The following is a 22471-nucleotide window of genomic DNA, read 5'->3' on the forward strand; positions in this document are numbered from 1 at the left end:
CTGCTAGAACGTTTCCCACTCGTCGCTGCGCTCGGGCTTGGCGACGGGCGTTTTTGCGGGACGGCTGGCGAGGCGCGGCGCGATGGCTGCCCGCGCCACGGGCCGGACTGGCTGCGGCTGCGGTTTCTGCTGCTGCGCTGCTTGCCCCTCATCGAGCTTGAACACGCCCACCACCTGCGCCAGGGTGCCGGCCTGGTCTTGCAGGCTTTCCGCCGCAGCCGCAGCCTCTTCCACCAGGGCCGCGTTCTGCTGCGTCACCTGGTCCATCTGCGCAATCGCCTGGTTGACCTGTTCGATGCCGGCACTCTGCTCGACGCTGGCGGCCGTGATCTCGCCCATGATATCGGTCACGCGGCGCACGCTGTCGACGATTTCCTGCATCGTCAAGCCGGCCTCGTCGACCAGGCGCGCGCCCGAATCGACCTTGCCCACCGAATCGTCGATCAGCAGCTTGATTTCCTTCGCCGCGCCAGCCGATCGTTGCGCCAGGCTGCGCACCTCTGTTGCCACCACGGCAAAGCCCCGTCCCTGCTCGCCCGCGCGCGCCGCTTCCACGGCCGCATTGAGCGCGAGGATATTCGTCTGGAAAGCGATGCCGTCGATGACGCTGATGATGTCGACGATCTTTTTCGACGAATCGTTGATCGAGGCCATGGTCTCGACCACCTGCGCCACCACCTGCCCGCCCTTGCTGGCCACGCCGGACGCCGACTGCGCCATCTGGTTGGCCTGGCGAGCATTGTCCGCGTTCTGCTTGACGGTGGAAGTCAGCTCCTCCATCGAAGCGGCCGTTTCTTCCAGCGAGCTGGCTTGCTGTTCCGTGCGCGACGACAGGTCCTGGTTGCCGGCGGCGATTTCCATTGATGACACCTTGACCGATTCGCTGGCCGTGCGGATTTTCACCAGCACGGCGGCGATCTTGTCGATGAAGCGGTTGAAGGCGTCCGCGATCTGCGCCAGTTCATCCACGCCGGAAGCGTCGAGGCGGAGAGTCAGGTCGCCTTCGCCGGAAGCGATATCGTCGAGCGCATCGCGCACCAGTTCCAGGCGCTTGAGCATTTTAAAGACCAGCAGCGACAGCAGCACCGCCGCCGCGCCGGCCAGCAGCACGGCCGTGATGGTGGCCGTCGTCAGCATCGTCTGCAAGGCCTGCATGGCTTCCTGCTGGTCGAGCACCACGGCCAGCAGCCAGTCGGTACCGGCCACGCGCGTGACGTACAGCATGCCGTCGCGCTCGTTCAGGCGCACGGCCTCACTCGTGCGCGTGCTTTCCAGCCGGTTGACCTGCGCGGCCGACAGCGCCGCATCGATTTTGGACAGCGGCTGCAGGCTCAGTTCCTTGTCCGCATGGGCGATGATGGTGCCGCTCTGGTCGACCAGGAAGGCAAAGCTGTGCGGCGTCGGCTTGATCGCCACCACATTGGCGATGACCGTATCGAGCAGCACGTCCGCCCCCGCCACGCCGACCAAGGCCTCTTTCGGCCCGACGGGCGCCGTAAACGACACCACCAGCTTATGGCTGGCAGCGTCCACGTACGGCGGCGTCAGCATCGGCACGCCCGCCTTGACGGTGTCCGTGTACCAGGCGCGCGCCGTCGGGTCGAAATCGGCCGGGCGCCCGGGATGGGTAAATACGGAGCGCTTGTCCGCATAGCCGATGAACACTTCCGCAAAATCGCCGGCCTTTTCCGCGATCTGGAAGGCGCGCAGCGGATCGGGCGTCTCGGCCGACATGACGACGGACGCCATGACCTTTTTCTTGCCATCGACCCATTGCGCCAGCACGGCCGACTGGCTGTGCAGCAGTTGCTGCATCTGCTGGTCCGACGACGCCAGCATGCTGCTGCGCGTCGTCACGTAATTGGCAACCGACAAGGCCAGCATGGACAGTACGACAATGGCCACGCAAATGAGCACCAGCCGCGTGCGAAGGGAAGACAACATGATGGACTCCTCGTTTCGATTTTAATGGCGTGAAATAGTGGCAAAAAACAGTGCTTTTGCACCACTTTCTCTACGAAAGTATTTTCACACAAAAATCGGAACAATTATCATCAATATTCGGAATACAACACATATATTTCTATGTGGAAACCTGCAGAGCCCGGTCAAACCGTCAGCCGATCAGCCCCCTCAAGCCGCTGGCCCGCTGCGTGCGGCGCAGAATCGCGTCGAACAGCACGGCTTGCGTGGGCGAGACCAAGGTAAAGAAGTCGCGCGCGCGCGTGATGCCCGTGTAGACCAGTTCGCGCGCCAGCATGGCGCCGCCCTCCTGCGGCAGCACCAGCACCGTGTGGCGAAATTCCGAGCCCTGCGACTTGTGCACCGTCATGGCGAACGCCGTTTCCACGTGGCGCAGGCGCGTGGCCAGCACGCTGCGCACATGCTCGCCTTCCAAAAAATACACGCGCAATGACCCCGGCCGGGCAGGATCGCGCAAAGTCAGGCCGATGTCGCCATTGAACACGCCCGTGCCATAGTCGTTACGCGTGACCATCACGGGGCGCCCCACATACCATTCGCTGCGGCGTATCCAGCCTTCCTTTTCCAGCCGCAGTTCGATGGCCGTGTTCAGGCCCGCCACGCCCCACTCGCCTTCACGCACAGCGCACAGGATGCGGAACGCTTCAAATGCGTGCAGCACGGCGCGCACCCAGTCATCATGCTGCCCATACGCTGCTTCACCGGCATGCACCAGTGCCAGGTAAGGCTGATACCCGCCCGGTGCATCCGCACGTCCGCGCAAGGCCAGGCGCAGCACGTCTTCCTGCTGCGCCGGCACGCTCCACGCCAGCTGGCCGCCGCTGTCGCTGGCAAAACACGCCTTGGCCAGATCGGGCCTGCCGCCATTCACGGCCAGCGCCAGCTCGCCGATCGGGCCGCTGAAACGGTGGCTGTGGCGCAGCATCACCGTCTGCTGCGCCAGCGCGCCAGCCGCTCCCGCGAAGGCGGGCGGAATGGCCACGCCGCTGGCCGCCTGCGCATACGCGATGGTGGCCTCCGTGTAGCCGCCCGCCTGCGCATCGTGGCACAAGTCGCCCAGCACGGCGCCCGCTTCCACCGACGCCAGTTGATCCTTGTCGCCCAGCAGGATCAAGATGGCCGTCGGCGGCAAGGCGTCGAGCACCGAGGCCATCATCTCCAGGTGCACCATCGACGCTTCATCGACGATCAGCACATCGACGTCGAGCGGATTGCCCGCGTGGTGGGCAAAGGCGCGCGTGTCGGGCCGCGCGCCCAGCAAACTATGCAGGGTGCGCGCCGCGCCCATGCGCCGCGCCAGTTCCAGCAGCGGCAAGGCTTCCCCGACCTTTTCCGCCAGGCCGCTCAAGGCCTTGTCGATCGACTGCTTTAATCGCGCGGCCGCCTTGCCCGTCGGTGCGGCCAGCGCGATGCGCAACTGCTCCGGCTGCGGCGAGACGGCAAACAGCAGGGTCAACAGGCTCGCCACCGTGTAGGTCTTGCCCGTGCCGGGACCGCCCGTGATGATGGCCACCTTGCCGCGCAGGGCGATGGCGCACGCCACTTTTTGCCAGTCCGGGCCACCGTCTTTGGTCGGCTGGTCGAACAGGATGTCGAGCCATTGCCGCACCTGTGCCAGCGGCGGCGTGCCCAGATCCTGCGCGCGCACGGCGATCTTTTCACCGACCAGTGTCTCGTCACGCCAGTAGCGGCGCAGGTACAGACGATCGCCATCGAGCACCAGCGGCTGGCGCACATCGGCCGCACCCACCTGCCACACCTGCGGCGCGCCGGCCAGCAGCGCGCGCCAGCCAGCGACGCTGTCCGGTAGCGGCCCGGAAACGGCCAGCACGCCATGCCAAAGCTCCTCGCTCCAGCCCAGCAGCTGCGACGCTTCGCCAGCCAGGTCAGCCAGCATCAGACAGCTGTGCCCCCGCCCTTCCAGCTCGGACAGCACGACGCAGGCCACGGCCACGGCGGCGGCATCCGGCGCGTCCTCGTCCAGGCTGGCGATGAAGCGGGCAAAGGCGGCGCTCAGGCGGCGCAGATGGCCATCCCCGGCAACGCCGTCGACGTGGCTGAACAAGGCATTCATTTGCTCACTATGCTGCATGATGTTCCGCTTCTTCAGATAACAGTTGATCGAGTCCGTCCAGCAGTTCCAGCTGCGGCGCCAGCCAGTAGCAGCCGTGCGTATCCGCATTCGCGATGCCGCGCAGGAACAGGAAGATGGCGCCGCCCAGGTGCTCGGCAGGATCGTACGCATCGCCGAGCCGGCTTTTCAGCAGCCGGTGCAGGGCCAGCATGTAGATGGCGCCCTGGATATCGTAGCGGTGCTGCGCCATGCCGGCCGCCAGCGCGGCCGTGTGGTAGGCGGCGTCGTTGGCGCCCAGCGCATTCGACTTGTAGTCGAGCACCCAGTAGCGGCCATCGCGTTCGATGACCAGGTCGGCAAAGCCTTTCAGCATGCCGTGCAGCTGGCGCCGCGGCAGCACGGGACGCGGCGCGCCGTCGAGCAGCAAGCGCGTGCACAGCTGGTCGAGCGCTGCGGTGGACAAATGCTCGCTGGGGAACCAGAACTCCATCTCGGACAGGGTGCTGTCCAACTGCGACAGCGAGGCGTCGAGCAGCGGCAGCGGCGTGATGGCGATTTCCCTGAGCCAGGCGATGGCGTCGTCCTGGCGGTGGCCCCAGCCCGCCCGCTCGCAGCGCGCCGCCAGGCGCGTGTCAAAATGGGCATCGTGGACGCTGTCAAAACCTTCGCCGCCCATCCACTCGAGCTGCTCGTGCAGGAAATTGCCGGGCACGGAACCGCGCGGGAAGCGGTGCCACGGCGCGTCGCCCATCTGCAGCGGCGAGACCACGGCCACCGCCGTGCCATCTTCCAGCAAGGTTTCTTCCAGCGCCCGCTGCGGCACGTGCGCGGCCGCCATGGCGCCGATCTGCCGCGTCAGCGAGGTAAAACTGCCCACCGACCAGTCGCGTTCGAACTCGCCCACGAACACGGGCGCGGGCCGCAAGGCGGGGCGCCGCTCGACCCGGTCCAGCACCGTGCAGGCATCGGGCTGCGCCAAAGAGCTCACGTAAATGGCCTCGCAATCGCCCGCCACCTGCTGCCAGCGCAGCAGCAGCTGCTCCGCCGGCAGCTTGTCGCCGCCCGTCAGCAGGTAACCGAGCGCCGATTCGTGCAGGGTATTCTCGCCCGCCTTGCGCGCCGCCTGGGCGGCCACGCCCAGCCACAAAAAGTGGCGCGCGCGCGTCAGGGCCACGTACAGCAGGCGCAAGTCTTCCTCGATGCGCGCCTCTTCGACCGCCGCCATGGCCTCGTCGGACAAGGACAGATCGAGGCGGCGTTCGCCTTTTTCATCCGCATAGTCGAAGAAGCTGCGGTTGCGTTTATCCACCTTGCGCGCCGTGACAGCAAACGGCAGGTACACGAGCGGGTATTCGAGGCCCTTGGATTTATGCACGGTGATGACCTTCACCAGTTCCGCATCGCTTTCCAGGCGCAGGACGCGCTCGTCGCTGCCCTCGCCTTCACCGGCAATCTGCTCGGCCAGCCAGCGTATCAGCGCCTGTTCGCCATCGAGCTGGCGGCTGGCCGATTGCAGCAGTTCGGCCAGGTGCAGCAAGTTCGTCAGCCGCCGCTCGCCGCCCGTCTGCTGCAGCAGCATGGCGGGTAGCTGCAATTCGTGGATGAAGCGGCGCAGCATGGCCAGCACGCCCTGGCGCTGCCAGATCAAATGCAGGGTCTTCAGTTGCTCGACGCGGCGCTCCCATTCCAGCTCGTCGCTCGACAGGCGCGCCAGCTCGCCCAGCGACAGGCCGATGGTGCGCGTGGCAAACGCGGCGCGCGCCAGCCCCCCGTCGAGCGGGTTGGCCAGCGCCGCCAGCCAGCGCAGCACGTCTTGCGCTTCTTCGCTGTCGACGACGGAATCCTTGTCGGACAGGTAGACGCTGGCGACCCGGCGGCGTGCCAGCGCGCGGCGGATGGCCGCCGCTTCCTTGCGGTCGCGCACGAGGATGGCGATATCGGCCGGTTCCAGGCGCGTAAAACCGTCGGGGCCAGTGAAACCGGCTTGCGCATCGCCCAGCATGGCGACGATATGTTCGGCACAATGCTGCGCGAAATACTCGCGGTAGCTGTCGCCGCGCAGCCCTTCATCGCTGGCGCAGGCGGCCAGCAGCGCCGGCAGCGGGCCGCCGGCGTTCACCAGCCATTCATCGCGGCCCTTGGCGTCGACCGCCTCGAACGGCAGCGGATTCTCGTCCCCTTTCCGGTAGCGGAAGGCCCCAAGCGGCACCTCATCGCGCTCGGCGTGCAGGAACAGCTGATTGACGGCCGCCACCAGCGGCGCCGTCGAGCGGTAATTGGTGCCCAGCTGATAATGGCGTCCCGTTGTCGCGCGGCGCGCCGCCAGGTAACTCTGGATGTCGGCGCCGCGAAAGCCGTAGATCGACTGCTTCGGGTCGCCGATCAGGAACAGGCCTTGCGCCGGATCGTTGTCGGCGATGCGGTACAGCAGGTTGAAAATCTGGTATTGGGCCGGTGCCGTATCCTGGAATTCATCGACCATCGCCAACGGGTATTGGTCGACGATGCGCTGGCGCAGGGCCGCGCCATTCTCGCCGGCCAGCGCGTCGTGCAAGCGCTGCAGCATGTCGGCAAAGCCGAACTGGCGCGACTGGCGTTTTAACTGATCCATGCGCCGCGCAATGGCCGCCGCCGCATGCAGGTGCAGCGTGTGCCCCAGCGGTGTAATTCCCGCCAGGGCGCTCCCCAGCGCCTCGGTATGCTCGAAGCACTCGGGCACCTGGGCCGTGAAACTCTTGGCAAACGCATCCTCGATGCCGAACGGCGTTAATCTCTCCCACGCCTTGGCCGTGATGGCTGGCTGCAGCAAGAGCGGATCCTGCGCCCAGCGGCGCAAGCCGTCGAACCACTTCGCCAAATTTTCCGGCTTCATCTTGACGCCGTTAAAACACTTGGGATTGGCGGCGCGATGGTCGTTGATCCACGCGGCCATCTGGTCGACGCGCTCGACCCAGCCCGCCTTCAGAGTGGCCAGCTGCGCGGCCAGCGCCCGCTGTTCGCGCGCGATCAGCATGGATAACGGTTCTTCGTGCGCCATGCCCATGATGTCCGCGCGGCGCGCCAGCTCGCGCGCGCCTTTCTTCAGGGCCCCCACGTCGGGCCAGCACGCCAGCAGCACCTCGAGCGCCTGCGGCGGCAAGGGATACACTTGCTGGCGCCAGTAATCGTGGGCCGCATCCTCGAACAGCGCTTGCTCGTCGCTGACCAGTTCTTCGTCGAACAGGCTGCCGCTGTCGAACGCGTGCTCGCGCAGCATGCGCTGGCACCAGGCGTCGATGGTGAAAATCGCCGCTTCATCCATCGTCTCGGCGGCCAGCATCAGCCGGTGCGCGGCCTTTTGCCGTTCGCTCTCGTCGGGATAGGATACCAGCAAGGAGTCGAGAAACGGGTCGCTGCCACCGGATTCAATGCGGAACTCATTGCGAAAATACGCGGCCGCCTCGATCAGGCGCTCGCGCACGCGGTTCGACAATTCGCGCGTGGCGGCGCGCGTAAACGTCATCACCAAAATATCGGCCGGCAGCAGCGGACGCGTAAAGCGGCTGTCGTCGTCGCCGTGTCCCAGCACGAGCCGCACGTACAGCGCGGCGATGGTCCAGGTTTTACCCGTGCCGGCCGAGGCTTCGATCAGGCGCGAGCCGTGCAGCGGGAACGCCAGGGGGTTGAGCAGATGGCTCGTCATGGTTCTTCTCCCGCGCCATCATTGGGCGCGCTGATCGGGTCTATCGTGATGTGCTGCTGCAGCCAGTCGGCCAGCGGGCCATACAGCTCGCGCGTGCAGTCTTCCCAGGCTTCTTCCGCAGCCAGCGCGGAAAACTCGGGCCACAGGCGCGCCAGGCACAGTTCGTCGCGCTCGCCGGACAGTTCAAAACCGCCATCGTAGACGGCGCGCGGGTCACCCTGCTGCACCAGCGCCAGGCCCGTCTTGCACGCCGTGGGCAGCGGATGGTTCATGCCTTCGCGCCACAGCGCCAGCAAGGTGGCCAGCGCATCGCGCGACGTGGCCGGGTCGAGCGGCGCCATGCTGACGATGGCGTCGCGCGCCACCAGATAGCCGGTGACGGGAAAGCCGAGGGCGGCGGCAGCCAGCTGGCGCAGCCACATCAGCATCAGCTTGTCGCCGCGCGCCAGGCCGCTCTTGTCCGTCACCTTCGAGGAAATCTGCATCAGCCAGGCCGTCTCCTGCCCGTTGCTGCACAATTTGTCGAGCCAGTCGTCGATCTGCAGCTCACCGAACGGCAAGTTGATGGCGCGCTTGTCGGCCGCCAGCGGGAACGAGGCGCGCAGCGACAGCCACGCGCTGCGCACGGGCACCAGCGCCTCGACCAGCTGCGCCTGCACCTGCTGGCCGATCAGGCCGATGGGCAGCACGCCTTCGCGCGCCAGCTTCTGTGCGCGCGCTTGCAGGCTGGCGCGCACGTCGTCCAGCGCTTCGACGGCGCCGCCGTCGTCGAGCATCGTGTCTTCCAGCAGATAGCGTTCGAGCGCGTTCAGGCCGAACGGCTCTTCATCCTCGCCCAGCATGGCCGCATCGGCAAAATACACGCTCAGGCGGCGGCGGAAAAAGTACTTGACGGGCTGGCGCAAAAAGCTGGCCAGCTCGCCCAGTTTCAAGCGCGTGCCGGGATCGAGTTCGTAGGGACCCAGCGGCAGCACGGCAGCCTGCGCATCCGCATCGGCATGCGCGACGCGCCATTCGCGCGCGTAGGTCAGCAAGCCATCGGCCTCGAAATAGCGGCGGCTGAACGGCTGCAGCGCGTGCTCGGTCGTCAGGCTTGCCAAATGCCGGTCCAGCGACCAGCCGGCGGCCAGGTAATCGCGCAGCTGCGACACCAGCACGGACGGCGGCTGCTCGGAATTGTCGCGCACATTGCGCCCCACCCAGCTCACATACAGTTTGTCGCGCGCGGCCAGCAAGGCTTCGAGCATCAGGTAGCGGTCATCGTCGCGGCGCGAACGGTCGCCCGGACGCGCCATGCCGGGCAGCGCCAGCAAGTCGAAATCGGCCTTTTGCGCGCGGCGCGGGAAGTCGCCATCGTTCATGCCCAGCAGGCACACCACGCGGAACGGCACGGCGCGCATCGGCATCAAGGTGCAGAAGGTGACGCCGCCGGAGACGAATTGATGGTTCAGGGTCGGCTCGTCCAGCGCGCCCAGCCACGCCACGCGCAGCACGGACAGCGGCACCTGCTCGACAAAGCCCGCATGCTCGCAGGTTTCCAGCCAGCCCTGCAAGGCGCCTTCCAGCTGCGCCAGGGTCAGGCGGTCGCCTTCGTCGTCGGCATCAAAGAAGGCGGCCAGCAGCGCGCGCGCCTGCACGCCCCATTCGGCTGGCGTGTGCGCGTTGGCCAGCACGCTGCGCCAGTGCAGCAGCGCCTCGACCAGCTGCGCCAGCGAGCCCGCCAGCGCCGCATCGAGGCCGCCCACTTCCGCATACGGCTCGATGCCGCCAAAGCTGGCACCACTGCCGCTGGCATAGCCGAGCAGCATGCGCCGCACGCCGAAGATCCACGCATTCTGTTCCCCGGCCGCGCCCAGCCCCAGGCCGGCGCGGTGCGCCTGGTCCAGGCCCCAGCGCACGCCCGCCCCTTCGATCCAGGCGCCCAGGGTCGGCAGGTCGTCCGGCTGCAGGCCGAAGCGCGCCGCCAGCGCCGGCACGTCGAGCAGGTCGCGCACTTCGCTCTGGCGGCAGCGCTGCTGCGGCAGTTGCAGCAGCCACTCGAGCGCGACGAGCAGCGGATTGACGCTGCGGTCCTTCACGTCGCCGATCTCGAACGGAATGAAACGCTCGTCATTGCGCCGGTACTGGCCGAAGACGGCGTGGATGGCGGCCGTGAAGGTGTCGATGTCGGGCACCATCACTACCACGTCGCGCGGACGCAGGCCCGTCTCGGCGCTGTGCGCGAACATGGCCAGCAGCTGGTCGTGCAGCACTTCCACTTCGCGCTGCACGCTGTGCGCCACGTGAAATTCGATCGAGCGGTCGCCGGCCTCGGGCGGCGTTTGCTCGTGCTCGGCCAGCGGACGCAGTTCGCGGATGGCCACCTGCACCTGCTGCAGCAGGGTCTCGCCCGTTTCCTCGCCAAACAGGTCGATGCGCAGGCTGTCGTCGCGCCCTTCGGCTTGCGCGTGTTCGTCGAACTCGTCGAGCATGCGGATGAAGTCGCGCCCTTGCCTGCCCCAGCTGGCCAGCAGCGGATGGCTGTGCGCATGCAGTGCTTCGAGCGGAATTTGCGCCAGGTCGGTGCCATTGCGCTGCCGCTGGCGCTTGTTTTGCGCGCGCAGCAAGTCGCGCCCGTCGATGATGTCGCCCCAGTAAAACTGGCACGGATTGGGCACGGCCAGCACCACCTGCGTGTGGCGCGCCAGCGCGGCCAGCGCCTGCAAGGTCTGGTATGGCAGGGCCGACACGCCAAACAGCACCACCCTGCGCGGCAGCTTGCCGGCAGGCGCATCGCCGGCGGCGATCGCCGCCAGGAAAGCGTCGTGGATGTCGGCGCGGCCCGTGTCGCGCTCGAAGGCTTCGACATCGGCCGACACGGCGCGCCACAACTGCGCCTGCCAGCGCTGGTCGTCCTTCAATGCGATAGCTTCGCCGCGCGCCGTGCGCAACTGGTCAAGCCCCGCCGCCCAGTCGGCCAGCCAGTCGGCGCGGTAGACCTGGTACTGGTCGAACAAATCGGCCAGGCGCTCGGCCAGCTGCAGCCGGCGTTCGCTATCGCCATCGGCCAGGAAGTAGCGCAGCGGCGCGAACACCGGGTCGGCCAGCAGCGACGGCAATAGACGCATCAAACGCCAGGTCAGCGGCGATTTATCAAATGGCGACACGCGCGGCACGCGTTCGCGCCCCAGCATGCCGCGGTAGCTTTCCCACAGCAGGCGCGCCGGCAGGGCGATGCGCGTGGCGGCGCACACGCCCATTTCCTCGGCCAGGGCGATCTTCAGCCATTCGGCCACGCCGTTCGACTGCACCAGAAAGATATCCGTTTCCAGCGGTGCCAGCGGATGCTGGCGCAGCCACTGGAAGACGGCGGCGCGCAGCTGTTCCAGCTGGTTGCCATGCAGGATGAGAAGGCCGGGCGTGACGGGAGTATGCATGCTGATCCGATGGGTTGCCGCGTCTCTGGCCGGGTGGCCAGAGACGTCAAAGGCATATTATCGCCGCTGCCTGCGTCAGGGGGCGTCGCTGACGGCAAATTCCAGTGAAATTTGTTCCGCCACCAGCGCCAGCGCCGGCCCCAGGGCCGTCAGCAAGGCGCGCGCCTGCTGCCGGTCGCCGCCCAGGCGCAAGCCTTCGATCGACACGCACAGGCTGGCGAAGGCATGCGCGCCCACGGCCAGCGCCGATGATTTGCTGCGGTGTCCCAGGTCGGCCAGGCGCCCCAGGTCTTCCAGCGCCATGGCCTGCTCCATTTCGGCGATGCCGTCACGCGCCGTATCGAGAAACAGCTGGGTGTATTTGCGCATCTTCACGGCGTCATTGCTGAACGTCAGCGCCAGGGTGGCCAGATCGAGGACGGCCATGTCGCGCAAGTCCGGTGCGGCGGCCGACGGCGGCGCTTTCGGCAGCGCCGCCAGCCTGTCGCCCACGCGCGCATGAGCAAGGCTGCCGATGCCGCCAATACCGCCACGCTGGCGAAACCATTTCGCCAGCAGGTGAAACAGCAGATTCGGGGCGATCGGCTTGGTCACGAACTCATCCATGCCGGCCGCCAGGCAGCGGGCGCGGTCTTCGCTGCCCGCATTGGCCGTCATGGCGATCACCAGCAGACCGCTGAGCCTGGGGTCGGCGCGGATGCGGCGCGTCGCTTCGAAGCCGTCCATCTCCGGCATCTGCACGTCCATCAGCACGCAGTCATAGCGCTGGTGGGCCAGCAATTCCAGCGCTTCGCGGCCATTGCAGGCGACGCAGACGGTGGCGCCGGCGTCTTCCAGCAATTCGCAGCCCACCTGCTGGCTGAAGACGTTATCTTCCACCAGCAGGATGGAGGCGCCACGGATCACGCCCAAGACTTCGGGCTCGACTTCGGCGATGCGCTCATCGCCCGCTTGCGCACTTTTCTCCAGGCGCGCCGTGAACCAGAAGGTGCTGCCCTGGCTAGGCTGGCTGTAGACGCCCACCTTGCCGCCCATGAGTTCAACCAGCTGCTTGCTGATCACCAGCCCCAGGCCGCTGCCGCCATACTTGCGCGTGGTCGAGGGGTCGGCCTGGTGGAAGGAGCGGAACAGCTGCGCCACTTCTTCCTGCTTCATGCCGATGCCCCGGTCCTGCACTTCGAAGCGCAGCATGGCGTGGCTGCCGCGTTCCTCCGACTGGCGCACGCGCACGTAGATGCTGCCATTGTCGGAAAACTTGATGGCGTTGCTGGTCAGGTTCAGCAAGACCTGCTCCAGGCGCAGCGGATCGCCGCGCCAGCGCTGCGGCAACTCGGGCGCGATATCGAACTGCAGCGCCAGGCCCTTGACGGCGGCCGCGTCGCCGAGCTGGCTGGCGATGTTCGCCAGCAGGGTGTCGAGACGGAAGTCCAGCACTTCCAGTTCCAGCTTGCCCGCCTCGATCTTGGAAAAATCGAGGATGTCGTTGATCAGGCCCAGCAAATGCTGGCCCGAATGGAAGATCTTTTGCAGATAATCGCGCTGGCGCGCATCGGCCACCGATTTCAGCGCCAGGTGCGCCATGCCGATGATGCTGTTCATCGGCGTGCGGATTTCATGGCTCATGTTCGACAGGAAGTCGCTCTTGGCCTGGCTGGCCGCGTCGGCCTGCTCCTTCAGGCGGTGCAGTTCCGTCACGTCGGTGGACAGGCAGATCAGGCCCGTGACGGGACCGGGCAAGCCCAGCGGCACCTTCACGCTCCACAGGTGATGCACCTGGCCCTGCGCATCGACGAAGCGCTCTTCGCCGACGAACTTGGCGCCGCTGTCGAACACCTGGCGTTCGGTCAGCTGCGCGGCGGCGGCCGCATCGCCGAGCGTCAACTCGCCATCCTGGCGGCCGATCAACTGCTCCGCCGAGCGGCCCAGTATCTTCGCCGTGCGCGCATTCACGTAGCGGTAGCGCAGGTCGGCATCCTTCATGTAGACGTAGGCATCGACGCTGTCGAGCACCGTATCGAGCAGGGTACGCTGCGCCACCGCGTTGCGGCGCGAACGGTACAGGGTAAAGATGTAGCCATAAATGAGCAGGGTGCCGGCCATGCCGACGCCCAGCGCCAGCCACGGGAAATAGCGGTCAAAGGGGCTGTACAGCTCCGCCTTGCGCACGCGGAAATGGGCTTTCCATACGCCCCCCTGATACACGATGGGCAAGACCTGGTCGAAATACGCGCCATCGCCGCCCGGTTGCGGCGGCGCTGCCGCCAGGTCGCCGCCATCGTTGAACAGCAGACGATCCTGCGGCGCGATGCGCAGGACGCCTTGGGCCGGCAGAGGTTCGACCGCGCTGTACAGAGTCAGGTGCAGCGGCTCCAGGGCGCTGCGTTCGAGCGCGCTGTGCACGAGTTGCGCGACGCCAAAGCCGATGCCCACGGACCCCTGGTAGGCGGCACGGCGCTCGGCCACGCTGCCTTGCGGCATGCCATTGCGGTACACGGGCAGGCGCATGCCCAGGCCCACGTGCGCGGGCGGCCCCTTGATCATGATCACCTGGCCCGACGCGCTGACTTCGCCGCTGTCGCGCGCCTGCGCCAGCGATTGCGCCACCAGCGGGTTGGCGCCGATATCGACGCCCATGCGTTCGGCCAACAGGGAATCGGGTTCCAGGTAGGTGAGCACCGTGTGTTCCGGCCGCTCCCCCGCAGGCCGGATGGTGAAGGCGGGATAGCCGCGCGGCGCCAGGCTGGTGTCTTTGCGCACGGTCTCGATGAAGGCGGCGCGCTGCGCCGACGGGACGGCCACCGCATAGTTGACCGATTCGATGGCGGGGAACTGGCGCGCGATATCGAGGCCGGCCACGTAATCATGGAACTGGCGACGCGTCAGGTACTCGCTGGTGCGGAACAGGGCTTCGAGGCCACGCAGCAGGTCGGAATAGCTTTTTACGCGCGTGATCAGGCTGTGCTGGGCACTATGCGTGAGATTGTCGAAACGCTGTTCGGCGTCGTCATTGACCGTGCGCACTGCGCCCGCATACAAGGCGCCACCCACCGCCAGGGCCAGCAACAGGCCACCTGCCCAGATTCTGATGCCTGATCCCGCCCCGCCCTTGCTCAAAGTGTGCATTGTCGATCGCTTATTCCGGTTTCCTCGAATGTACGGCGCAGTGCCGCCCAGCAAGTACGAGGATACTATCAAAGCCCCTGCCCGACGCATCTGACCGCGAAAAAAAGCGCGCACGATGGTTGCACTGGAAAACACCCAGCGCCTATGCCGCCTGCAGCGCCCCGGCCAGGAAGTCGCAAAAGGCGCGCACCTTTTCCTGCACGTGGCGTCCATCGGGCGTCAACGCATACACGCCGCGCCTGGCCATGCCATGCAACGGCAGCACGCGCACCAGGGCGCCGCTGGCCAGCAGGGGTGTGGCGACGAACGACGGCAGCGCGCCCACGCCGATGCCCGCCACCAGCATATCGGCCAGCAGCAGGCTACTGTCGGCGGAAAAGCGCACGGGCAGGACGATGCTGCTCGCCCCTTCCGGGCCGGCCAGCTGCCAGACGCCGGGGCTGTCGGCCAGGCGGTAGGCCAGGCAATCGTGGCCGTGCAAATCCTGCACCTGCCGGGGCGTGCCGCGCCGCGCCAGGTAGGCGGGCGCCGCGCAGATCATCTGCTCGACATCGCCCAGGCGGCGCGCCACCAGAGTCGAATCGGCCAGCGTGGCGCGAATGCGCAGCGACACGTCATAGCCCTCCCCCACCACGTCGCGCAGGCGGTCGTCCAGGGTCATCTCGATGCTGACTTCCGGATGGCGGGCCATGAAGACCGGCAGCAGGGGCGACAGCACTTTCAGGCCAAACGACAGCGGCGCATTCACGCGCAGCCGCCCCGCCACCTTGCCGGCGCAGCCGCGCGTGGCCAGTTCCAGCGCGTCGACCTCGTCGAGCAGGCGGCAGCATTCAACATAATAGGCGCGTCCGCCGTCCGACAAGCTCATGCGCCGCGTGGTGCGCACCAGCAGCACGGTGCCCAGGCGCGCCTCCAGCTGGCGCACCTGCTTGCTGATGGCCGCCGCCGACTGGTTCAGGTCCTGCGCGGCCTTGCTGAAGCTGTCACGCTCGACCACCTTGCGAAACACGCGCATGTGCGCCAGGACATCCATGATTCTTTCCTTGCAGTTGAATATCTTATTATTTTATCGCTGATTATCATTGAATTGGAAAACAATATGATGGTGGCTTCTTCATTCATGTCACGCAAGGAGCACCCCATGTTCACACCATCTGCCACCCTGACTACCCTGCTGCTGGCGCTGCTGGCAGGAGCGACGCAGGCCGCCGCCCTGCCTGAAGTGGGCATCAGCCCCTGGGGGCCGAAAGACGAAATCGGCCGCCTGAACCTGATGACGCCGGCCTCACGTGCCGCCATTCTGGCGCGCATCGACGGCGGCAAGAGCTATGACCTGGCCGTCGATTTCTATGTCGGCATGCCCAGCTGGCAGGCGGCCGGCGATCCGCCCTACCAGATGTGGATGACGCACACGCCGAAGGGCAACGTCGTGGCCGACTCCATGAACGTGGGCGAACAGATGAACCGCCACGTCAGTTACACGGGTTCGGCCGTGTCCATGTATGCGCACATGGGTACGCATATCGACGCGCTCAACCACTTTGGCTTGAACGGCAAGATCTGGAACGGGTTTACGGAGGAGCACTACCTGGGCGACCGTGGCTGGACCGTGACGGGCGCGGAAAAGCTGCCGCCGATCGTGGCGCGCGGCGTGCTGATCGACGTGGCCGTGGCCAAGGGACTGTCACAGCTGCCCGACAATTACCGGGTCACGCGGCAGGACTTGCGCGCGGCGCTGGCCCAGCAGAAGATCACGCTGGAAAAGGGCGACGTGGTGCTGATACGCACGGGCCGCATGCAACACTATGAGCAGGCGCAAGCCTATATGGCCAATCCCCCCGGCCTGTCGCTCGATGCGGCGACATTCCTCGTGGAAGATGGCGGCGCCATGGTGGTAGGGGCGGACAACCTCAGTTTCGAGGCGTTTCCGTCCGAAGTGGAGGGCAATTACCTGCCCGTGCACACCTATCTGCTGGCGCAACAGGGCACGCCCATCCTGGAGCTGGTCGACCTGGAAGCCTTGTCGCGCGACAAGGTGTACCAGTTTGCCTTCATCGGCGCCTCGTTGAAATTCCGTGGCGGCGACGCGGCGCCCATCCGGCCCGTGGCCCTGCCTATCCGTTAAAATCAGATGGCAGCGGCCAGCAAGGCGCCGGTTGCATGCGCATCCCATGCATCGGCGCAGCGCACCACCTCGCCCACGACGATGATGCTGGGGCTGCCCAAGCCACTGGCCAGCAAATCGGCGGGCAAAGCGTGCAAAGTGCTCAGCAATTCGCGCTGGGCCGGCAAGCTGGCCGATTGCACCACGGCCACGGGCGTGCCGGGCGCCATGCCGCCGGCCAGCAAGCCCGCCTGGATCGCCGCCACCCTGGCCACGCCCATGTAGATGACCAGGGTCAGGCCGCTTTGCGCCAATGCCGCCCAGTTCGGCTCCGAGGCGCTATCCTTGCCATGGCCCGTGACGAAGATCGCGCCCTGGCTCCAGCTGCGGTGCGTCAGCGGCACGCCGATGGACGATGGCGCGGCCAGGCCGCTGCTGATGCCGGGTATCACCTCGACAGCCACGCCGTGGCTGCGCAAATAGGCGCGCTCTTCGCCGCCACGCCCGAACAGATACGGGTCGCCCCCTTTCAGGCGCACCACATGCTGGCCGGCGCGCGCCTCGGCCAGCATCAGGCGCTCGATGAACGCTTGCGGCGTGGAAGCGCAGCCACCGCGCTTGCCCACCTCGACCACGCGCACGCCTTGTGCCGCATGCGCGAGGATGGCTGGATTGACGAGGTCGTCGATCAGCACCACGTCGGCCCGCGCGATGGCCTTCACAGCTTTTAATGTCAACAGGTCCGGGTCGCCGGGACCGGCGCCGACCAGGGTCACGCTTCCAAGTTGCGCCATGCTGCAGTCTCCAGTCAGAAATTGAGTTAAAAACAGTGGCCGATGGCAAATGATGCCGCGTACGCTTCCGGCGCGCTGCCATCCCACACCACGCCGTCACACAGGGTCGAGCTGCGCATGGGGGATTTTGGTACGGGCGTGGCCGTCATTTCCGCCGCCTGGCGGTACAGGTCGATGCGGTTGACTTGCCTTGCCACCGCCAGGTAATCGGGTTCATCACGCAGCAAGCCCCAGCGCCGGTGCTGGGTCATGAACCACATGCCGTCCGACAAATACGGGAAATTCACGGCGCCGGCGCCATAAAACTTCAAAGCGTGCGCCTCGTCCCAGGTCTTGCCCAGGCCATCCTGATAATGGCCGAGGATGCGCGGCGCCAGCATTTCCTGCGGTGTATTCAAGTAAGCGGGCTCGGTCAGGATGGCCGCCATGGCCAGCCGGTTGGCGTCGCTGGCGTCGATCCAGCGGCCCGCCTCAAGCACGGCGGCGATCAGGGCGCGGCAGCTGTTCGGATGCTGGCGCGCAAACGCGGCACTGGTGCCCAGCACCTTGCCCGGATGGTCGGGCCAGATGGCGCCGCTGCTGGCGGCCGTCACGCCCACGCCATCGACGATGGCCTTGTAGCCCCACGGTTCACCCGCGCAAAAGCCATCCATCTGGCCCGCACGCAAGGCCGCCACCATCTGCGACGGCGGCACCGTCATCACGCGCGCGTCGCGCAGCGGATCGATGCCATGCGCGGCCAGCCAGTATTGCAGCAGCATCGCGTGGTTGCCGGTCGGGAAAGTATGCGCAAACGCAAACGGCCGCGCCGCGCCGCGCATGTAGCGCGCCAGTGTGGGGCCATCGTGGGCGCCCTCGCGCGCCAGCGCCGCCGACAGGGTGACGGCCTGGCCGCTGTGATTGAGGTTCATCAGCACGGCCATGTCGCGCTGCTGCCCGCCGATGCCCATCTGCACGCCATACACGAGACCGTACAACACGTGGGCCGCGTCGAGTTCGCCATTGTTCAATTTGTCGCGCACGCCGGCCCACGACATCTCCCGGCTCAGTTCGATCTTGATGCCGTATTTTTCATCCAGGCCCAGCTTGGATGCCATCACCAGCGAGGCGCAATCGGCCAGCGGCAGGTAGCCGATGCGTATCGTCTGTTTTTCCGGATGCAGGGTGCGTACCAGTTGGACGCTGTCTCCCATTTTCTCTGTCATACCATTCCTTGCTGATAAGTACTGTTTTTCCGCGCCACCGTGGGCAAGGTTCTCCCCGTCCAGCAGCAAGGACCATGCCTGTGCACGCCCCGCCCAAGACGGCTGGAAACGCACCGCGATGGTGCGCTGCACCAGCATGGGCCAGAAAATGGTCGAGTCATCCCAGCAAGTCCTCCACGTCGAGGATGCGCTGGGCAATTTCCGCCAGCTTCAGCTTTTTATTCATCGCCATGCTGCGCAGCCGCTGGTAAGCCTGCTCTTCCGTCAAGCCCTGATGCGTCATCAACAGACCCTTGGCCCGTTCGATCACCTTGCGTTCCAGCAGCTTGTGCCGCGTGTCGAGCAATTCGGCGCGGAGTTTTTCTTCCTGGCGAAAGCGCGCCAGCGCCACGTTCAGCACGGGCAAGATGCGCTCAGCCTGCAAGCCGGCGACGATGTAGGCGGACACACCGGCCGCCATGGCCGCGTCGATGCTGGCCGTGGCGCCGTCTTCGGTAAATAATACGATGGGGCGGCGCTCGTCGCGCGTGGCGATGACGATGTGTTCGAGCACGTCGCGCGCGTCCGATTCGGCATCGATGATGATGAGGTCAGGCTGCAGTTGCGCGATGCGCTCGGGAAGGTAGAGGTCGGCTGGCAGCGAGGCGACGATGTCGAAACCCGATTCCAGCAAGCCGATGCGCAAGGCATTGCCGCGCAGCACCTGGGCAGCCAATGCCGCGTCCGCGTGCACGCCGTGCTCGACAATGGTGTTGACGACAACGATGCGCAAAGGCTGGGTACGGCTGGACGTCATGGGAGCGATCTGGAATGGCTAAACACAACCATTGCAGTAAGCAAGAAGCGAACCAGCCGGATTTACATGGTGCTTTACTTCAGGGTCGGCATGGCAAACTCGGCGCCAGCAGCCGTCGAGGCTGGCCAGCGCTGCGTGACGGCCTTTTGTTTCGTATAGAAACGCACGGATTCCGGGCCATGCGCATGGTGGTCGCCAAACAGGCTGCGCTTCCAGCCGCCGAAGCTGTGGAAGGCCATCGGCACGGGGATCGGCACATTCACGCCGACCATCCCCACCTGCACCCGGTGCGTGTATTCGCGCGCCGTGTTGCCGTCGCGCGTGTAAATGGCCGTGCCATTGCCATATTCATGCGCGTTGACCAGGTCCAGCGCCGTCGTAAAATCGGGCACGCGCACGATGCACAGGACAGGGCCGAAGATTTCCTCTTTATAGATGGTCATCTCGGGCGTGACATGGTCGAACAGGCTGCCGCCGAGGAAAAAGCCGTTTTCATGGCCGGGCAGCACGAAACCGCGTCCATCACTGACCAGCTTGGCGCCTTCCTTGACGCCGGTGTCGATGTAGCCGGTAATTTTGTCCTTGTGCACCTGCGTCACCACGGGCCCCATTTCCGCCGACAAATCCATGCCTTGCGTGATTTTCAAGGCGGCGATGCGCGGCACCAGTGCTTCCACCAGCTGGTCCGCCACATTGCCGACGGCCACAACGACGGAAATGGCCATGCAGCGCTCGCCCGCCGAACCGAAGGCAGCCCCCATCAGGGCATCGACCGTCTGGGGAATATCGGCGTCGGGCATGACGACCATGTGGTTTTTCGCGCCACCCAGCGCTTGCACGCGCTTGCCCTGCGCGCAGCCGGTGGCGTAGATGTACTCGGCGATCGGCGTGGAGCCGACAAAGCTGACGGCGCGTACGTCCGGATGGTGCAGCAAGCCGTCGACGGCTTCCTTGTCGCCCTGCACCACATTAAAGACGCCATCGGGCAAGCCCGCATCCGTCAACAGCTGCGCCAGCAGCAGGCTGGCCGACGGGTCGCGCTCCGATGGTTTGAGGACGAACGTATTGCCGCAGGCAATCGCCATCGGGAACATCCACATCGGCACCATCACGGGGAAATTGAACGGCGTGATGCCGACGCAGACGCCGAGCGCCTGGCGGATCGACCAGGCGTCGATGCCGCCGGCCACTTGCTCCGAGTATTCACCTTTCATCATTTGCGGAATGCCGCAGGCAAACTCCACCACTTCGATGCCGCGCGTCACTTCCCCTTTCGCATCCGTAAACACCTTGCCATGTTCGGCCGTGATCAGGGCGGCCAATTGATCCGCATGCTCTTCCAGCAATTCCTTGAACTTGAACATGACGCGTGCGCGGCGCAGGGGCGACGTTTGCGACCAGGCGGGAAAGGCCGCATAGGCGGCGGCCACGGCCGCGTTCAGCTCGGCGGCAGTCGCCAGCGACACCTTGGCCGTGACGGCGCCCGTGGCGGGATTGAAGACCTCGCTCGTGCGCTCGGAGCGCGAAGCCATGGGGTTGCCACCGATAAAGTGGCCGATCTGTTGCGTTGTCATCTTGAATCCTCTATTTGGTATGCATCAGCCACTCATGGGCCGGGTCGTTTTTAAAGTGCCACACGCGTTTCGGGCCCGCCATCACGTTCAGGTAATAGCCGTCATAGCCATACGGCACGGTGACGGGGTGGTAGCCCCTGGGCACCATCACCACGTCGTGGTTTTCCACGGCCATGGCTTCGTCGATGGAACGGTCATCCGTGTAGACTCGTTGGTAGGCAAAGCCCTGCGCCGGATTGAGGCGGTGGTAATACGTTTCTTCCAGCGAACTTTCCAGCGGCACATTGTCGCTATCGTGCTTGTGCGGCGGATAGCTGGACGAGTGGCCGGACGGCGTGACCACCTCGACCACCAGCAAGCCGTCCGCCTCTTCCGTCTGCGGCAGGATGTCGCACACATAGCGGGTATTCGAACCCTTGCCGCGCACGGAGCGCGTCATGCTGGCCGGTTCGATCAGGCGCGCCGGACGGTGCGTGGTGGCTGGCGCGCTGCACAGGGCCACTTCGGCGGCGCTCACGGCCGTGATGCTGACCTGAGTATCGAGCGGCACATACACGGCGTAGGGCGAGACGTCCTCGAAGACGCTGGCGCGATTGCCGATGGCTTCCCAGCGCTGCTCGCCCGCCTGCACGGTGACCGTGCCCGTCAGCACGACGATGCACAGTTCGCGCTGGCCCGTCTCCAGACTGATGTGCTCGCCGGCGTCCAGGCGGTGGGCGGCAAAGCCCACATGCGTCCAGCCGGCCGACTCGGGCGTGACTTCGACGATGGTCTGTCCCTGCCCCGCTTTCACCAGCAGCGGGCTCATGCCGCTTCCCTGCCCAGACGGGGAATCGCCTCGACGAGATGCGCCAGGTAATCGTGGCCCATCTTTGCATACTGGTAACTGGGCGCCACGGCCGGGTCTTGCTCCGCTTCCACCACCAGCCAGCCCTCGTAGCCATGCAGATACAAACGCGTCAGGATCGCTGGAAAATCGATGCTGCCGTCGCCGGGCACGCTGAAGGCGCCATTGATGACGGCTTGCAAGAAACTCCAGTGGCCATTGCGGGCCAGTTTCACCACGTTCGGGCGCACGTCCTTGCAATGCACGTGGCAGATGCGATCGATATGCTTGTTCAAAACCGCCAGCGCATCGCCGCCGGCAAACGTGATATGCCCCGTGTCGAACAGCAAGCCCACTTCCGGCCCGGTCAGGGCCATCAGTTGATCCACGTCCGCCGGGGTTTCCACATACGCGCCCATGTGGTGGTGATACGCCAGACGCACGCCGTTGTCGAGCAAGTGCCTGGCAAACGCCGTCAATTTGTCGGCATAGTCCTGCCATTGCTGCTGAGACTGGAAACGCGGGCGTTTGTACAGCGGGCGCGCTTCGCCCTGAATGGCGTCCGCCACTTCGCCGTAGACCATGACGGTCGCGCCGCTGTCGGCCAGCAGCCGTAAATGCGGGCCGACGGAAGCGATCTCTTCTTCCACAGACCGATGGGCCAACCGTCCCGAATACCAGCCGGAAACACAGGCAAGATTGTATTTGCCCAGCACGGCGTTCAGGGCCGGGGCATCTTTCGGGAACTTGTTGCCCAATTCAAAACCCACGTAGCCGATCTCGGCGCCCTCTTTCAGCGCTGTCTCCAGCGGGGTCTCGCCGCCCAGGCTGGGCAAATCGTCGTTCATCCACGAGATCGGGTTGATGCCGATCTTGACATTCCAAGTGTTCATC

Annotated in this window: 13 protein-coding genes; 1 reads left to right on the plus strand and 12 read right to left on the minus strand. The window is 65.8% G+C overall.

The features are described from left to right. Positions 1-3: 3 nt before the first annotated feature. The 6 genes from CLU93_RS00810 to CLU93_RS00835 all read right to left on the minus strand — a co-directional run bounded on the left by CLU93_RS00810 (position 4) and on the right by CLU93_RS00835 (position 15311). On the minus strand, positions 4-1944 hold the full coding sequence (locus CLU93_RS00810) for a methyl-accepting chemotaxis protein (RefSeq protein WP_099759600.1): 1941 nt from the start codon (positions 1942-1944) through the stop codon (positions 4-6). Positions 1945-2116: 172 nt separating this feature from the next. Further along, positions 2117-4075, minus strand: a complete 1959-nt coding sequence (gene recD, locus CLU93_RS00815; RefSeq protein WP_099759601.1) for an exodeoxyribonuclease V subunit alpha — start codon at positions 4073-4075, stop codon at positions 2117-2119. After that, complete coding sequence (gene recB / locus CLU93_RS00820) at positions 4065-7739, minus strand: exodeoxyribonuclease V subunit beta (protein ID WP_099759602.1); 3675 nt, start codon at positions 7737-7739, stop codon at positions 4065-4067. The genes recD and recB overlap by 11 nt, the downstream gene beginning before the upstream one ends. Beyond that, positions 7736-11155 (minus strand): exodeoxyribonuclease V subunit gamma, encoded by a 3420-nt coding sequence (gene recC / locus CLU93_RS00825; protein WP_099759603.1) that lies wholly within the window; start codon positions 11153-11155, stop codon positions 7736-7738. The genes recB and recC overlap by 4 nt, the downstream gene beginning before the upstream one ends. Before the next feature lie 75 nt (positions 11156-11230). Then, positions 11231-14278: a CHASE domain-containing protein gene (locus tag CLU93_RS00830; RefSeq protein ID WP_099759604.1), complete on the minus strand. Its 3048-nt coding sequence runs from the start codon at positions 14276-14278 to the stop codon at positions 11231-11233. 142 nt (positions 14279-14420) lie between these two features. Next, positions 14421-15311 carry a LysR family transcriptional regulator gene (locus tag CLU93_RS00835; protein WP_099759605.1) on the minus strand — a complete coding sequence of 297 codons (891 nt, stop codon included), beginning with the start codon at positions 15309-15311 and terminating at the stop codon, positions 14421-14423. Between the two features lie 108 nt (positions 15312-15419). Between CLU93_RS00835 and CLU93_RS00840 the strand changes: the two genes are divergently transcribed. Then, positions 15420-16403, plus strand: coding sequence for a cyclase family protein (locus CLU93_RS00840; protein ID WP_099764168.1), 984 nt, complete (start codon positions 15420-15422; stop codon positions 16401-16403). Between the two features lie 2 nt (positions 16404-16405). On the opposite strand, the gene cobA is transcribed toward CLU93_RS00840, so the two are convergent. From cobA to iolE, 6 genes are all read right to left on the minus strand, one after another. Beyond that, entirely contained in the window at positions 16406-17176 is a 771-nt protein-coding gene (cobA, locus tag CLU93_RS00845) for a uroporphyrinogen-III C-methyltransferase (protein WP_099759606.1), read from the minus strand. A gap of 26 nt (positions 17177-17202) precedes the next feature. Further along, complete coding sequence (locus tag CLU93_RS00850) at positions 17203-18381, minus strand: CmpA/NrtA family ABC transporter substrate-binding protein (protein WP_099759607.1); 1179 nt, start codon at positions 18379-18381, stop codon at positions 17203-17205. A 157-nt stretch (positions 18382-18538) separates the two neighbouring features. Then, the gene (locus CLU93_RS00855) at positions 18539-19177 is read right to left on the minus strand and encodes an ANTAR domain-containing response regulator (RefSeq protein ID WP_099759608.1); all 639 of its coding nucleotides are present in this window, start codon (positions 19175-19177) and stop codon (positions 18539-18541) included. A 74-nt stretch (positions 19178-19251) separates the two neighbouring features. Beyond that, positions 19252-20751: a CoA-acylating methylmalonate-semialdehyde dehydrogenase gene (locus tag CLU93_RS00860; RefSeq protein WP_099759609.1), complete on the minus strand. Its 1500-nt coding sequence runs from the start codon at positions 20749-20751 to the stop codon at positions 19252-19254. A gap of 10 nt (positions 20752-20761) precedes the next feature. Continuing rightward, positions 20762-21559 carry a 5-deoxy-glucuronate isomerase gene (gene iolB, locus CLU93_RS00865; RefSeq protein WP_099759610.1) on the minus strand — a complete coding sequence of 266 codons (798 nt, stop codon included), beginning with the start codon at positions 21557-21559 and terminating at the stop codon, positions 20762-20764. Beyond that, a complete protein-coding gene (gene iolE, locus CLU93_RS00870; RefSeq protein ID WP_099759611.1) occupies positions 21556-22470 on the minus strand; it encodes a myo-inosose-2 dehydratase in 915 nt (304 codons plus the stop codon). The genes iolB and iolE overlap by 4 nt, the downstream gene beginning before the upstream one ends. Position 22471 lies beyond the last annotated feature (1 nt).

The sequence above is a fragment of the Janthinobacterium sp. 35 genome (genome assembly GCF_002754575.1).
GTDB classification, from domain to species: domain Bacteria; phylum Pseudomonadota; class Gammaproteobacteria; order Burkholderiales; family Burkholderiaceae_D; genus Janthinobacterium; species Janthinobacterium tructae.